Origin of the sequence: Sphingobacterium sp. B29 (assembly GCF_001952815.1) — a bacterium.
Taxonomy (GTDB): domain Bacteria; phylum Bacteroidota; class Bacteroidia; order Sphingobacteriales; family Sphingobacteriaceae; genus Sphingobacterium; species Sphingobacterium siyangense.
Map to the genome: position 1 here is coordinate 5,860,866 of NZ_CP019158.1, position 13,977 is coordinate 5,874,842.

General features: G+C 41.1%; 11 protein-coding genes. 5 read left to right on the plus strand and 6 right to left on the minus strand.

Annotated elements, in window-relative coordinates:
* Positions 1-139: 139 nt before the first annotated feature.
* On the plus strand, positions 140-1,696 hold the full coding sequence (locus BV902_RS25230) for an FMN-binding glutamate synthase family protein (protein ID WP_075994264.1): 1,557 nt from the start codon (positions 140-142) through the stop codon (positions 1,694-1,696).
* A 101-nt stretch (positions 1,697-1,797) separates the two neighbouring features.
* On the opposite strand, the gene BV902_RS25235 is transcribed toward BV902_RS25230, so the two are convergent.
* The 3 genes from BV902_RS25235 to BV902_RS25245 form a co-directional block, all read right to left on the minus strand.
* Entirely contained in the window at positions 1,798-2,241 is a 444-nt protein-coding gene (locus BV902_RS25235) for a MarR family winged helix-turn-helix transcriptional regulator (protein ID WP_070560735.1), read from the minus strand.
* A 352-nt stretch (positions 2,242-2,593) separates the two neighbouring features.
* Positions 2,594-3,370: an amidohydrolase gene (locus BV902_RS25240; protein WP_046672799.1), complete on the minus strand. Its 777-nt coding sequence runs from the start codon at positions 3,368-3,370 to the stop codon at positions 2,594-2,596.
* An 84-nt stretch (positions 3,371-3,454) separates the two neighbouring features.
* Complete coding sequence (locus tag BV902_RS25245) at positions 3,455-4,423, minus strand: polyprenyl synthetase family protein (protein WP_075994265.1); 969 nt, start codon at positions 4,421-4,423, stop codon at positions 3,455-3,457.
* Positions 4,424-4,534: 111 nt separating this feature from the next.
* On the opposite strand from BV902_RS25245, the gene BV902_RS25250 reads away from it, so the two are divergent.
* Entirely contained in the window at positions 4,535-5,695 is a 1,161-nt protein-coding gene (locus BV902_RS25250; protein ID WP_075994266.1) for a glycosyltransferase family 4 protein, read from the plus strand.
* A 4-nt stretch (positions 5,696-5,699) separates the two neighbouring features.
* Entirely contained in the window at positions 5,700-6,029 is a 330-nt protein-coding gene (locus BV902_RS25255; RefSeq protein WP_046672802.1) for a metal-sulfur cluster assembly factor, read from the plus strand.
* Between the two features lie 101 nt (positions 6,030-6,130).
* Here the strand turns inward: BV902_RS25255 and BV902_RS25260 are convergent, their stop codons facing one another.
* Positions 6,131-7,372: a cation:proton antiporter gene (locus BV902_RS25260; protein WP_075994267.1), complete on the minus strand. Its 1,242-nt coding sequence runs from the start codon at positions 7,370-7,372 to the stop codon at positions 6,131-6,133.
* A 3-nt stretch (positions 7,373-7,375) separates the two neighbouring features.
* Positions 7,376-7,855, minus strand: a complete 480-nt coding sequence (locus tag BV902_RS25265) for a cation:proton antiporter regulatory subunit (RefSeq protein ID WP_046672804.1) — start codon at positions 7,853-7,855, stop codon at positions 7,376-7,378.
* Positions 7,856-8,381: 526 nt separating this feature from the next.
* Here BV902_RS25265 and BV902_RS25270 point away from each other — a divergent pair.
* On the plus strand, positions 8,382-11,411 hold the full coding sequence (locus BV902_RS25270) for a SusC/RagA family TonB-linked outer membrane protein (RefSeq protein WP_075994268.1): 3,030 nt from the start codon (positions 8,382-8,384) through the stop codon (positions 11,409-11,411).
* Positions 11,412-11,424: 13 nt separating this feature from the next.
* Positions 11,425-13,047 carry a RagB/SusD family nutrient uptake outer membrane protein gene (locus tag BV902_RS25275; RefSeq protein WP_075994983.1) on the plus strand — a complete coding sequence of 541 codons (1,623 nt, stop codon included), beginning with the start codon at positions 11,425-11,427 and terminating at the stop codon, positions 13,045-13,047.
* Positions 13,048-13,095: 48 nt separating this feature from the next.
* Here BV902_RS25275 and BV902_RS25280 read toward each other — a convergent pair whose 3' ends face one another.
* Positions 13,096-13,878: an MBL fold metallo-hydrolase gene (locus BV902_RS25280; RefSeq protein WP_075994269.1), complete on the minus strand. Its 783-nt coding sequence runs from the start codon at positions 13,876-13,878 to the stop codon at positions 13,096-13,098.
* Positions 13,879-13,977 lie beyond the last annotated feature (99 nt).

Here is a 13,977-nt window from a genome sequence, read left to right on the forward strand (position 1 = left end):
AAATATATCCATTTACTTCAGGAACTTTAGTACATTTGCTTCGTCCAAAAGCGCATTTTGGAATGCTAATTGAGTAATAAAATAATCAGTTGGGCTAAACATTAAAATAGCGAATTAAAACTAAACAATCGTATTTTCTATGGAAGTTAGAAAACTCATTCTTTCAATAATGATTGTGATTAATTTAATCATTGTATCATTTGGATTTATATTTACATCAAGCTGGTTTTGGCTGCTTATCATCCCATTTCCATTGCTATTGATCGCGTTATACCATAGTTTCCAGACCAAACATGCCATCCTACGCAATTATCCCTTAGTTGGATATTTCCGTTATATCTTCGAATCTATTCGTCCTGAATTGAGACAATATTTTTGGGAATCAGACATGGATGGACGTCCTTTCAACAGAAGACAGCGTTCGATCGTATACCAACGTGCAAAAAATCAACGTGAAACTGTCGCATTTGGTATGCAGACTGATCCACAGGCTGTCGGGAACGAATGGGCTGCACACTCTGTTTTCCCTTGCCATATCGAAAATCACGACCTGCGCACCACTGTTGGAAATGCAGCCTGTAAAAAACCTTATAGCTTAAGTGTGTTCAACATCTCGGCAATGAGTTACGGTGCGTTGAGTAAAACAGCGATAACGGCATTAAATAAGGGTGCTGCACTTCAAAACTTTGCACACAATACCGGCGAAGGGGGAATCAGCGATTACCACAACAATGGGGGTGATTTAATCTGGCAGGTGGGTACAGGTTATTTTGGATGCCGTAATAAGGAGGGAAAATTTGATCCGGAACTTTTCCGAGAAAAATCCAATCGTGAAAACGTGAAGATGGTCGAATTGAAACTTTCGCAAGGAGCTAAACCCGGTCATGGGGGTATCCTTCCAGCGGCAAAAAACACCCCTGAGGTCGCGGCTATTCGTCACGTCATTCCAGGAACAGATGTGATGTCGCCTCCAGCACATAGCGCTTTCTCCTCACCGACTGAAATGATGCACTTCATACAACAGCTGCGCGAGCTATCGGGTGGAAAGCCTATCGGTTTCAAAATTTGTATCGGCGATAAACATGAGTTTATCGACATCTGTCACGCCATGCAAAACACGCAGATCTTCCCGGATTTTATCTCCGTAGATGGATCAGAAGGTGGTACAGGAGCTGCGCCACTAGAGTTTACAGATAACCTAGGAATGCCACTATACGATGCATTGGCATTTGTAACGAAAACCTTGATTGCTTTTGGTTTGAAAAAACATGTTAAAGTTATCGTATCCAGCCGTATTGTAACGGGTTTCGACATCTTAAAAGTTATTGCCTTAGGCGCAGATGCATGTTATAGTGCTCGCGGTATGATGTTCGCTTTAGGTTGTATTCAAGCACTTAAGTGTAATGAAGACGTTTGTCCGGTTGGAGTTGCCACGCAACAGCCGCATTTATACAAAGGACTCGACGTAAATGATAAATATGTACGCGTAGCTCAGTTCCACCGCAACACATTACGTGCTACAGTCGAAATTATGGAAGCTTGTGGTTTCAAAACACTTTCAGATGTATCTGCTGATAAATTCTATCGTAAGGTAGACGCTATCCGTACATTAAGTTTTCAGGAAATCTATTTCGGAACTGAAGGTAAATTGGTCAATAGCCACACAGATTTCGAAAGCAAACTTTTCGAAGATTAACTGCTAGAAATTCATATAAAAAAGGTCCCCTATGTATTCAACATAGGGGACTTTTTTATACCCTGATAGTTCCCTTATAAAATAACCCCCACTAAGTATCTTTATTTCAAATTAAATAATACGCGATGCAGAATGGTATTTGACAAGGCAATTTGATCGTCGGCTAATCCGCCTAAAGCCTGTTCAATGGTATTTTTTGCCTGCTTCATTCCTTCATCCTTCATCTTTCGTCCTATTTTTGTTAAATAGATCAGATTGGACCGTCTGTCGTTTTTATCATTAACGCGGATAACCAAATTTACCCTTTCCAGGTTATTAATTAATCGAGTGACACTTGGTTTATCTCGAAATGTGCGAACAGCAAGCTCCTGCTGAGTAAGCCCCTCTTCTACCCACAGGTTATACATGATACTCCATTGTTCAGAAGTAATGTTTAACCCGGCCTCCTTGAGATTACGCTGTAATCTCCGCATAACTGCAATTGAGTATTTCCCTGTTAAGAAATTATAAAAATACTCTTGTGATACTAAATCTTGGTCTAACATATGAATAATGGTTATGGTTGTTTACGCAACTTATTGCAATAATAAAACGTTGTCTTTCATATAATTTGAGAAAAAGCTAAACGTATTTTGGCTAATAGTTAGCCTAAATTACACTTTAATCTAACTGTCTCAAACAAAATTTTATCAACATGTCACCAGTAGATGTTGATAAATCATAACAATTTGATTTATACTAGACTGAATTTAACAAATAAAAAGGATACAAACAAAACCTTCATAACTTTACAAACACCAACAGCAATTAAATCAAACTGAAGGTTCTTTCTGACCAATAAGATCAGGCACTCTCAGAAAAAATAAATGCTTGCAATTATACCTAATTTAGAGCGTGTTACCCGATTGTAAAAGAATCGGAGTCTTTTAAGAAAGGAAATTTCTCCCGTGCTTCCAACAGATCATTCGGATTTAAGGTAAATGTATACAAATCCTCGTCTTCTGGCTTATAATACACCACATCACCAAGTGGAGAGATACACATAGAACCACCTGAATAGTAAATATCATTACCATCATGCCCAACCCGGTTTACTCCAACAACGTAAGCTTGATTTTCTATAGCACGTGCTGGAATAAGGGCTCTCCAATGTGCAGAACGCTTATCCGGCCAGCTGGCCGTATACACTAAAATATCATAGGCGCCATTTTGATTTTTAGACCAGACTGGGAATCTAAGGTCATAACAGATCATCGGGCAAATTTTCCATCCTTTGATATCCACCAGGATACGTTCATTTCCTGGCTCGAAGTACTCGCTTTCTTTAGATAATCCGAAAAGATGACGTTTATCATATTTTACATATTTACCATCTGGAAACATCCATACAAAGCGATTATAGTATTTCCCGCCTTCTTCGATAATCAAAGAACCGGCAACCACGCAGTTAAGTGAGCTTGCCATCTCAAATAGCCATCTTGTCGTCGGCCCATTTGCAGGTTCTGCACATTTCTCGACATTATTCGTGAAGCCTGTATTAAACATTTCGGGGAGAATAATAACATCCGTTTTCTCACGCAATGAGGAAAGTCTCAATGCAAGATTATTTAGATTCTTTTCGATATTTTCCCAGAATAAATATGCTTGAAATACGGTGATTTTTAAAGGCTCCATGAACGTAATCTAAAAATTTATTTAATTATTTTCTTACAAAAAAAACATTTACAGGCAAGATACGAATTTTAATAGAATTTATACTTATTGCTGTCTTACCAAAAGGTTATTTGCTAACACTAATAACGCTTCTTTGCGATCATTTGGTACATTCAATGCTTCCATTTTTTCAAATGCCCGTTGTGTATATATATCTTTCAATTCGTCGGCAGCACTTTTAATCGCATACTTCTCGTATAAGGTAAGCATATCCGCTACTTTTGATGGAGCAGTTGCTATAGACGCGTCCAATAAGCCTTGTAAGACGGTCTTATCTTCGTCCGAAATTACCGCCATCAACTTCACCAATAAAAAGGTTTTTTTATTGATCATGATATCACCACCAACGATCTTTCCAAAGGTATCTGGATCTCCATAGGCATCCAAGATATCGTCCTGTAATTGAAATGCTAAGCCGACATTCTCTCCAAAATCGTAGATCAGCTGCTGTTGCTGTTCATCTGCTCCAGACAAAATAGCACCCAACTGTAACGCTCCGCCCAATAACACCGAAGTTTTAAGACGGATCATCTCAAGATATTCAGGCATTGTCAGCGAATCCCGACTTTCATAATCCATATCTAATTGCTGACCCTCACATACTTCCATAGCCACTTTACTCAAAATTTTCAAGGTTGCAGGCAGGTAAATAGGATTACACTTTGAAATTTCCTCATAAGCTTTGACCAACAAGCCGTCTCCAGACAATATAGCAATATTAGCATCCCACTTTTCGTGAACTGTCGTTTTACCCCTTCTTAAAGGAGCCTTATCCATCAGATCATCGTGGATCAGTGAAAAGTTATGAAAAAACTCCACTGCCTTGGCAGCAGGGATAATTTCATCCATCTCTTGCATACCGAATAATTCGGCTGCCATCAATGTCAGCACTGGTCGAACCCTCTTTCCGCCCAAAGTCAATATATACCGTATCGGATCATATAAATTTGATGGTGTTTCAGGAAATTGACTTGTCTCTATCGCCTCTATCACGAGTTGTTGTAAATGTTGCATATATCTTTACGATCGAATCTTGCGAATATAGCAATAATCATATAGAAATGGCAATTTTGTCCCTTTAAAGGAAGTCACCTCAAAATTGTACATTTGTATAAGTCTTTTATTATGCGCATACTGATTATCCATACATTTTATCAAGATCCTGGTGGTGAAGACACTGTATTTCAGCAGGAATCTTCCCTCCTCGCGCAAGGACATGAGGTCCAAACGCTAACCTTTCAAAATAAAAAGGGTTGGCAGGGTGCATTACAGACAATAGGATCTTTTTGGAATATTTGCGCTGCTCAACGTGTCAAAAAAATAATTCGGACGTTTAAACCGGACATCGTTCACGTTCACAACACCCATTACGCAGCGGGCCCGATTATCGTTCGTACAATTGCAAAACTCGGCATCCCTCAGGTCATGACCTTGCATAACTTCCGTTTACTATGCCCTTCGGCGACGCTGTACCACCACAACCATCTCTTTTTGGACTCACTCCAAGAGGAGTTTCCGTGGACAGCCGTTCGACAAAAAGCATTTAACAACTCTATAGTAAAAACATTTCTTCTCGCACTGAATTACTGGTTTCATCGTAAAATTGGAACTTGGGCAAAGGTAAATCGCTACATCAATTTAAGCTCTTTTGCAAAGAACATCTTCGTTGAATCGACCATACACCTTCCGTCTTCTAAGTTCGAGATTAAACCGAACTTCGTTTTCCCTAATGCAATAGCGCCCGAAGATACACAGGCCCACTTCGTATACGTCGGTCGTCTTTCAGATGAAAAGGGGATATTGAATCTGATCGATACTTTTATCGGAACAGATTTTCAACTACAGCTAATTGGTGGCGGTCCGCTCGAAAATGAGGTCCTGAGAAGAATTAAAGACCAGCCGAATATTTCCTACCTCGGTTTTAAAAAAAGGTCAGAAATACTTCCCCTGATAGCCAAAGCACAGGCACTACTCGTACCATCGATTTGTTTTGAAGGTATGCCGATCACGATTCTTGAGGCTTATTCAGTCGGAACAGCTGTGCTCAGCTCAAATCTAGGCCCACTCCCCGAACTGATTATCCCCGGCAAAACAGGACAAACTTTCGATCCCCACAACAAAAACGATATCATCCAATGTTTAACGGAGTGGAGTACAAAAACGACAAATGAAAAAGATGAGATAAGAAAGACCTGTATTGCTTACTATTTTAGTAATTTTACTCCTGAAATAAATGAAGCGAAATTATTAGCGATCTATCAAAACGCTATTCACGATAAAAACTGAATAAATGAGTATCATTGTATTAGATAAACTGGGTCTAGCGCCACAAATCCAAGCTGTACTGGAAACAATTTATGATCCTGAACTGAAACCTGCAAATATTGTGGATTTGGGGCTTGTCTATGAAATCATTACGAAGGAAGAGGGTATTGCAAAGATTGTAATGACGCTGACGGCTCCTGGCTGTCCCGTGGCAGGCGAAATCATGAATGAAGTTCAAGAAAAAGTTGCTGCCGTCGCGGGTGTCAAAGAAGCATTGGTCGAATTGACATTTGATCCACCCTGGACAAAAGACATGATGTCGGAAGAAGCAAAGCTAGAATTAGGATTTTTGTAAAATTCAATAGCTCATACAAGCAAAGGAGGATCCTACAGTACTGTAGGATCCTCCTTTGCTTGTGAGCACTCATTTAAGAGCAACTCTATCATCCAGAAGTGCTAAGTGGTCTGCTTATTTTCTAAATCGCTCAACTTTTTCAAAGGCTTTGCACTGTTGGCATCTGCACCGAAAAGTAATTTCCACAGATTACGGGACTCTTTGGTCAATAGTGGGGATACTATGGAAAGAATGAGAACATATACAACCACAAAGGATTGAATAACGGGCAATAAAGCCCCTGCTTTACCAATGTTTGCCATGATAATGGAAAACTCTCCCCGCGCAGACAAGGTAAAGCCAATATCAAAAGAAGTTTTAGGTTTCATGCCCGAAAATTTAGCTGCAAAATACCCCGATGCAAGATTACCCATCACCGTCACCACTGCTGCAATCGAAGCCCAAAATACAGCTCCCCCAAGTGACATAATATCAATAGACAATCCGAAACTAAAGAAAAACATTGCCCCAAAAAAATCTTTATAAGGCAGTACCATCGATTCAATCTTTTTGATGTATTGCGAATCTGCCAACACCAAGCCAGCCATCAACGCCCCAATAGCCTCCGCAACATGGATGGTTTCAGAGAAACCTGCTACAATAAACAGTAAGGCAAAGATGATCAATATAAATAGTTCAGAAGTTTTCTCCTTCAATAAACGATCAATCGCAGGCACCAGTTTTCTGCCCAAAATCAAAAAGGCCAATATAAATCCCAAGGCCAGTAAGGACGTTCCTGCTACCGTCCAAAACGAACTGCTCCCGGTCAGTATCAAGCCTGAAAGGAAAGAGATGTGCATCGCGATAAACAGATCATCGAACATGATCATGCCCATGATGACCTCCGTCTCGGGGTTGGCCGTGCGTTTAAGATCTGTAAGAACCTTTGCGACAATGGCCGTGGAAGAACTTGTCATGATACCGCATAAGACCATCATCTCCTTAAATGGCATATCCATTAGCCATCCGATCAACAAGCCTGAAGTAAAGTTCAATAAGACGTAAATTGTTCCGCCTGTCACAATTGCTTTACCGGATTTAATAAGGCGATTGACCGAAAACTCAAGCCCCAAGTAGAACAGCAGGAATAATACACCCAACCGTCCCATGAAATCTATAAAGGGTTTACTTTCTGTAAATGTTAAATCCACCAGACCAACCTGCGGAGCGTGCTGTCCCAAAACCATTCCTATAATAATGAAAAATGGAATAACAGAAAACTTAAGCTTATTGGCGATTAGGCCAACAATGGCAACAAGTCCTACAGCGATTCCAATTTCCAGTATTAAGGTATGTGATAGCATAAATTACAGTAAAATTTCCTTCAAAAGTTTAATATTATTCTTCTTTCCAGCAATGACAAGTGTGGTACCTGGGCTAATCAAATAAGACGGTCCTGGATTGATAACCGTATCATCATCCCGTATCCCAGCAATAATCGATGCACCTGTACGTTGACGAACTTCCAGTTCTCCAATCGTCTTTCCGGCCCCCTCATTTTTGCCTTCCACTTTGTACCATTCAATACGCAAATCGTCCAAAGCAACTTCAATTGTCTCCAAAGCTTTAGGTTTGTAGGACAAGCCACCGATAATACCCGCGATCTGACGGGATTCATCGTCATTAAGTGTCATAACGCAACGTGACTCGTGCTCCTCGTCATCATAGCGATAAAGTTCCCGTCTGCCATCGTCATGGATAACAACAACCATATTGTCTCCCGCATCGGTTTCAATTTGAAATTTTTTTCCAATTCCAATCAGATCGGACTCTCTTACAATAGACATAATCTTCTATTTAAATAAATACTAATAATATAAGCTTCATAACGTTGTTTACAACAATTACGAAAACAAGCTAAAGGTTCTTTCTAACAAAAAAACAAAGACTTTTAGAAAAAACAGCATCAGCCCTTAGCTACTAAAACACAAATTTACCCAAAAAATCAATCTTAAACGAATCCGCTGGTATCTGACGGGATGGGCTACAAAGACCAAATTACCCCAAAATACTAAAAAAAGAGCAGAAAAACGACCCTTTTGATCGATATCATCCTTTTTTTCGACGTATGGCATCTTGATGACACAACTGAACAACAATAAAAGCGTTCGACGTATACATGTTATTAACGATCGGAATTTCTCGCCGAAAAAATCAGCTTTCATTAGCTCCAATTTTTCATTACAAAACCCCATTTCTATAACGTTTTCGTAGTTCGTGCAATCGTTTGTTCCAAGAAGCAATAGAATTGCCAACGCTTTATTTCTTTATAATTGCCGCATTAAACACTTACTGAATCTAAATTACACACCTATGGTCAAAAAGAGTCATCTCATCCTGCTGACACCATTATCAATTTTGTCATTAGCGGCACCTATTTACGGGGTAGCAAATCCACGTAATTTGGTTGCAATAACCAGTCGTTCACCCTTCCAGCAAGTCGTCTCCGGAAAGGTCGTTGACGAAACGGGGAATCCAATAAGCGGTGTTACTGTTTCTGAAAAAGGTAAAGCAGCAGCAACTACCACCAATCAAGACGGTATCTTCTCACTGAACGTCAGTTCAAAAAGTGCCATCCTAACATTTAACTCGATCGGATTTACGGCGAAAGAAGTTCCCGTATCACAAGCATCACAAATAACCTTGACAAAATCCGAGGATGTTTTGGATGAAGTTGTGGTCGTAGGTTATGGTAAACAGAAAAAGAGCGATTTGACAGGAAGTATCGCTACAGTGGAAGCAAAATCCCTGGAACGAATAAATTCACCGAATGTTGTCGATAAACTTCAGGGTAAGATTTCCGGTCTGGCGATCAATTCCGGTTCGGCAAAACCTGGCGAAACAGCTTCTATCAATATCCGCGGTGAGAACTCGATCTCGGCGTCCAATGCACCTCTAATTATCCTGGATGGAATTCCTTTTAGTGGTTCCCTGGGCGATATCTCTTCCAATACAATTGCCAGTATCTCGGTACTGAAAGATGCCTCATCCACTGCAATCTATGGTTCAAGAGCTGCAAATGGCGTTATCCTCATCACCTCAAAAAAGGGTGCAGCAGGAAAAGCACGCATCAATTATAACGGCTATTTTGGGGTTCAAAGTGTAGAACGCCGCCTTAAATTGATGAACGGTCCACAATACATCCAATTTATGCGTGATTACCAGGCTTCGAAAGGAAAAACCGGCGATCAACTCAACCCAGAAAATTATCTTTTTGCCAACGTATTGGAACAATACAAAAAAGGGGAAGAAGTCAATTGGCAGGACGAAGTATTCAATAGTGGCGCTCCCATTCAGGAACATCAACTCAGTTTTTCGGGTGGAACGGATAAATCCGATTATTATGCATCTGTAAGCTACCTAAATCAAGATGGTGTGGTAAAAAACACGCCCTACGAAAGATATAATGTCAATCTAAACCTCAACCAAAGTTTAAGCTCTTGGTTAAAGCTAGGAATGACCATGCAGGCTTCTCAAGGGAACCGTGACGGCGTACAGCCTAACCTTGAAAGTGTTGTAAAACTTTCCCCTTACAGTAAAAACCGTGATGCCGATGGCACTGCTGTAACGTACCCAATGTACGCACAAACGCTGTGGGCACACCCTTTCGCAGACGAAAAAGGCCAGTGGGATCAGACCAGAAGAACGGTCTATGCGAATACTTGGCTTGATGTGAAACTCCCTATTGAAGGATTAAGTTTCAAAACCACATTCGGAACCAACTACCGAAATATTAACGAAAACTCCTACTATGGCTCAAATACGGTTACAGGACGTGGCGTGAATGGTACCGGATCAATTTATAATGAGCATTTCTGGGACTGGACCTGGGAAAATCTCTTGACCTATGACCGTACCTTTGGTGACCACAAGATCAATGTCGTGGGCCTCTATTCTTCTCAGAAAACAAATTTGAAAACTTCAAGAATGAATGGAGACGACTTTGTATCAGATGCCGGATATAACAACATGGCTTCTGCCTCTAAAAATCTTAAGATCGAATCCAACCTTCAAAATACAGCGATGATTTCCTACATGGGAAGAATCAACTATGCCTTTAAGGATCGCTACCTATTAACCTTAACAGGTCGTTCGGACGGTTATAGCGCATTTTCTGTTAACAACCGATATGCATTTTTCCCATCCGTTGCAGGAGCCTGGGTGGTTTCTAAAGAAGGGAATGTGCAGGACTATTTCGACTTGTTAAAACTTCGTGTTTCTTATGGTAAAAATGGAAATCAGGCCGTATCACCTTATCAAACTTACGACCGTCTGACCAACGTCGATTATATCTATGGTCTTGACCCAGTCAAAGGACTTGTGATGAATTTCAATGGACGTGGAAGCAATCTAACTTGGGAAACGACAGCTTCATTAAACCTTGGTTTGGATTTTGCGATTCTCAAAAATAGACTTTCAGGAACGATCGACTACTACTCCTCAAAAACATCGGATCTTTTATTAAGTGAACAGGTCCCTGTCATGAACGGCTATAACACCATTTTAACCAATATCGGTGAAACTTCCAACAAAGGGATAGAAGTTACCTTGAATGCCATACCTGTCAAAAATGACAATTTCCAATGGAATGTAAATACAACCTTTGCCTATAACAACAATAAAATCACCAAACTGCGCGCTGACGGAAAAGATGATTTGACCAATGCCTGGTTAATCGGAAAGCCTATCCGTATTTTCTACGACTATAAAGTCATTGGTGTATGGCAAGAGGGCGACGACATCGCAAACTCCTATCAACCTAAAGCGAAACCTGGCGATGCCAAGTTAGCAGACCTCAACAACGACGGTAAAATCGATGCCAATGACCGTACCATGATGGGGAACAAAATATCACCTTATACGCTCGGTATAGGCAATGATTTCACGTACAAAAATTTCTCCCTGTCGTTCTTTATGAATGGGGCATTTGGTGGAACGAAAATAGATGATTTCAAAAACATCGAACGTTTCTTACCTAACAACGGCGCCAATTATCTTGCTGACATGCCTTACTGGACACCGGAGCGTACAAACACAGACATCCCATCCCCTGGATACACGCCAGTAAACAACCATACGTATTATATCAATTCATCCTATTGGCGAATTAGGGACTTTAGCTTGGGCTATACCTTTGATGGCGATTTTCTAAAAAGATTGAATCTCTCTTCCATTAAAGCATTTATTAACGCCCGTAACCTCTATACATTCTCCAAAATCAAAGGTTACAACGTAGAGGCATTGAGCGTAAGTTCGACCACAGGTAATCCAACAACGACAAATATTGCCAGTCCTTATCCTGTTGCGAGAACATTCTCATTGGGAGTAAATGTCCAATTCTAAACACATCAAGATCATGAAGAAAAGAAATACAACTTTATATACAATGCTAGCTGGCCTAAGCTTACTTTTTACAGGCTGCAGCAAGAACTTCTTAAATGAAGACACCAGCAGCTTTCAGTCACCTGATAATACCTATATTAATACGAAAGGCTTCGAAACTGGACTAAATGGTTTATACTCTTATGCCCGCATGGAATTCCTGACCTGGAACGGTAGTATCTTTTCCCAAGGAGCAACTCCACAGGAAGCGCTACAGGTCGGAACAGATATCGTTGCTATCAAAACCACAGGTACAGACGCTACATTGGCTCCATTCAGCAATTATACGCTAAATCCTGCTTCGTCTTATGTCCGCAATTATTGGAAATATGCCTACGGATTTATTGGTAATACCAATACCATCCTTGAGGCTTTAAAAAAGGATGGTATTAGCTGGACAGACAAGGACAACGATCCAAAACGTGTGGAAGCAACGGCTCGTTTCTTCCGTGCCTACAGTTATCGCTACTTGGTCAACCTGTATGGCGATGTGCCTTGGGTGGACAAAGTATCCGAAACACCCCGTCGTGATTTCACGCGTACACCGAAAGCTGAAATCTTGACGCACATGATTGAAGACCTTAAGTATGCAAGTGAAAACCTGCCCGACAATCCAGGAACAATTCAGGAAGGTAAATTGACGAAATGGGCTGCTTTACACTACCTGGCAGAAGCATATATCGAAGCTGGACAGCCTGATTTAGCTGCAGAAGCTGCCAACAAAGTTATTCAAAGTGGCTACTTTAAATTGAACGATCAACGTTTTGGCGCCGAAAAAGATAAACCCGGGGATTATTTCCACGATATGTTTATCGAAAACAATCAAAATCGTGGTTCCGGCAATCAAGAAACGATCTGGGCCATCCAATTGGAATACAATACACAAGGGGGCGGCGACCGCTACACAGATTGGAGTAAACGTGCCTGGGTACCTTTCTATTCACAACAAAAAGGATTTGCCTTGGCCGACTCACTTGGTGGAAGAGGTCTTGGGCATGTACGTCCTTATCAATGGTGGCTGGATAGTTATGAAAAACAAGATGTCAGAAACTCCTCTTTCAATATCAAACGCGATTGGTATTACAACGATCCTTCCGTCCCTGAACTTTATGGCAAGAAGATCGAACTGACCGACGCCATCAAAGAATCAGGCAATGTATTCCCGACAACAACCAAATTTTTCTACGGAAAGACAGCTGTTGACCCTGCATTTGAAGGAAATATGAAGGACCGTGTGAAAGTACGTTTGGCAGAAACTTACCTGCTATTGGCTGAAGCATACTGGCGCGCCAATAAACCAGCACAAGCTAAAGACGCCATCAATGCTGTCCGCGCGCGTGCAAAGGCGTCATTAATCGATGCCACAGCAATCAATGCTGATTTGATTCTCGACGAACGCGCCCGGGAGCTTATTGGTGAGGAAATGCGCCGTATGACCCTTGCCCGTTTTGGTGAGGACATCTTTTTACGTCGCGTGCAAACATTAAACACACAATCAAAAAATGTGGTGAAAAAAGAATTTATTCTTTGGCCTATTCCACAAGAAGTTATTGACAGTAACACTGGCGCAGCCTTCCCGCAAAATCCGGGATACTAAACCTTCCAAAAACCTCCATGTTCCCAAAAGGTCATGGAGGTTTTTCCTTTATAACTTTGCGTCAACTAGCTTATAGGTCCCATCTTCCCGGATCTGACTACGGCCAATGGTTATACTTTTAGAATGATAAAACAAAAAAATCCAGCCCGCTGGCGCGCCTTCTGCCCAATACTCCTGACGCAAGGATTTGGAGCGCCGACCATCGAAATCATATTTGGCGACATAATTATGGAAAATTTCTTCAGGCTCAGGTAATACATCTCCGCCAAAGAAATAGTGCTGATCATCCGTTTGAATATGAAATGCCTGATGATGCGCGGTATGTCCACCATTGAGCGCATAGCTGATTTCATCATTTATTTTTCCTTCACCTTCCACCAGTACCAAATTTCCACTGCGTTGAATCACATCAAAAATCTCGGTCCTGTATGAACTGGAGATGCCTGAATAGGCGTCTTCCCATTCGCCACGTTGAACAATATATTCGGCTTCAGGAAATGCGATACGTCCAGTTCCGTTTTCAAATGTGACCATCCCACCGGCATGATCCTTATGAAGATGGGACATCAGTACATATTTTACATCTTCGGGTCTAAAGCCAGCCTTACGGATATTATGATGCAGCTGTAGCACAGCACCGTCATCCGTATAGCCAAGGCCGGTATCACAGAGAACAAGCCCGGAATTAGTTTGGATCAAGAAGGGATGGACATGGATAAACATCGCCCCCGGTCGGTCCTTAGGGTCGTCTAGAAGTGGGTCAAAGGGAATAAATTTTCTACTCTTGTCTACGGAAAAAGAACCTTCATATAAAGAATAAGCCTGCACCATATTTAAAACATTGGGAATATGCACGTTAAGCAACAGCGGATCAATACCGGGTTTAGGAATTAGGTAAGTCCAGCCTTAAAACGTATATTTACACTTAAA

What these genes read in the sequence shown, in the direction of transcription:
- BV902_RS25230 (WP_075994264.1), top strand. Translation starts at nt 140, where the DNA reads ATGGAAGTTAGAAAACTCATTCTTTCAATAATGATTGTGATTAATTTA.
- BV902_RS25235 (WP_070560735.1), bottom strand. Translation starts at nt 2,241, where the DNA reads ATGTTAGACCAAGATTTAGTATCACAAGAGTATTTTTATAATTTCTTA.
- BV902_RS25240 (WP_046672799.1), bottom strand. Translation starts at nt 3,370, where the DNA reads ATGGAGCCTTTAAAAATCACCGTATTTCAAGCATATTTATTCTGGGAA.
- BV902_RS25245 (WP_075994265.1), bottom strand. Translation starts at nt 4,423, where the DNA reads ATGCAACATTTACAACAACTCGTGATAGAGGCGATAGAGACAAGTCAA.
- BV902_RS25250 (WP_075994266.1), top strand. Translation starts at nt 4,535, where the DNA reads ATGCGCATACTGATTATCCATACATTTTATCAAGATCCTGGTGGTGAA.
- BV902_RS25255 (WP_046672802.1), top strand. Translation starts at nt 5,700, where the DNA reads ATGAGTATCATTGTATTAGATAAACTGGGTCTAGCGCCACAAATCCAA.
- BV902_RS25260 (WP_075994267.1), bottom strand. Translation starts at nt 7,372, where the DNA reads ATGCTATCACATACCTTAATACTGGAAATTGGAATCGCTGTAGGACTT.
- BV902_RS25265 (WP_046672804.1), bottom strand. Translation starts at nt 7,855, where the DNA reads ATGTCTATTGTAAGAGAGTCCGATCTGATTGGAATTGGAAAAAAATTT.
- BV902_RS25270 (WP_075994268.1), top strand. Translation starts at nt 8,382, where the DNA reads ATGGTCAAAAAGAGTCATCTCATCCTGCTGACACCATTATCAATTTTG.
- BV902_RS25275 (WP_075994983.1), top strand. Translation starts at nt 11,425, where the DNA reads ATGAAGAAAAGAAATACAACTTTATATACAATGCTAGCTGGCCTAAGC.
- BV902_RS25280 (WP_075994269.1), bottom strand. Translation starts at nt 13,878, where the DNA reads ATGGTGCAGGCTTATTCTTTATATGAAGGTTCTTTTTCCGTAGACAAG.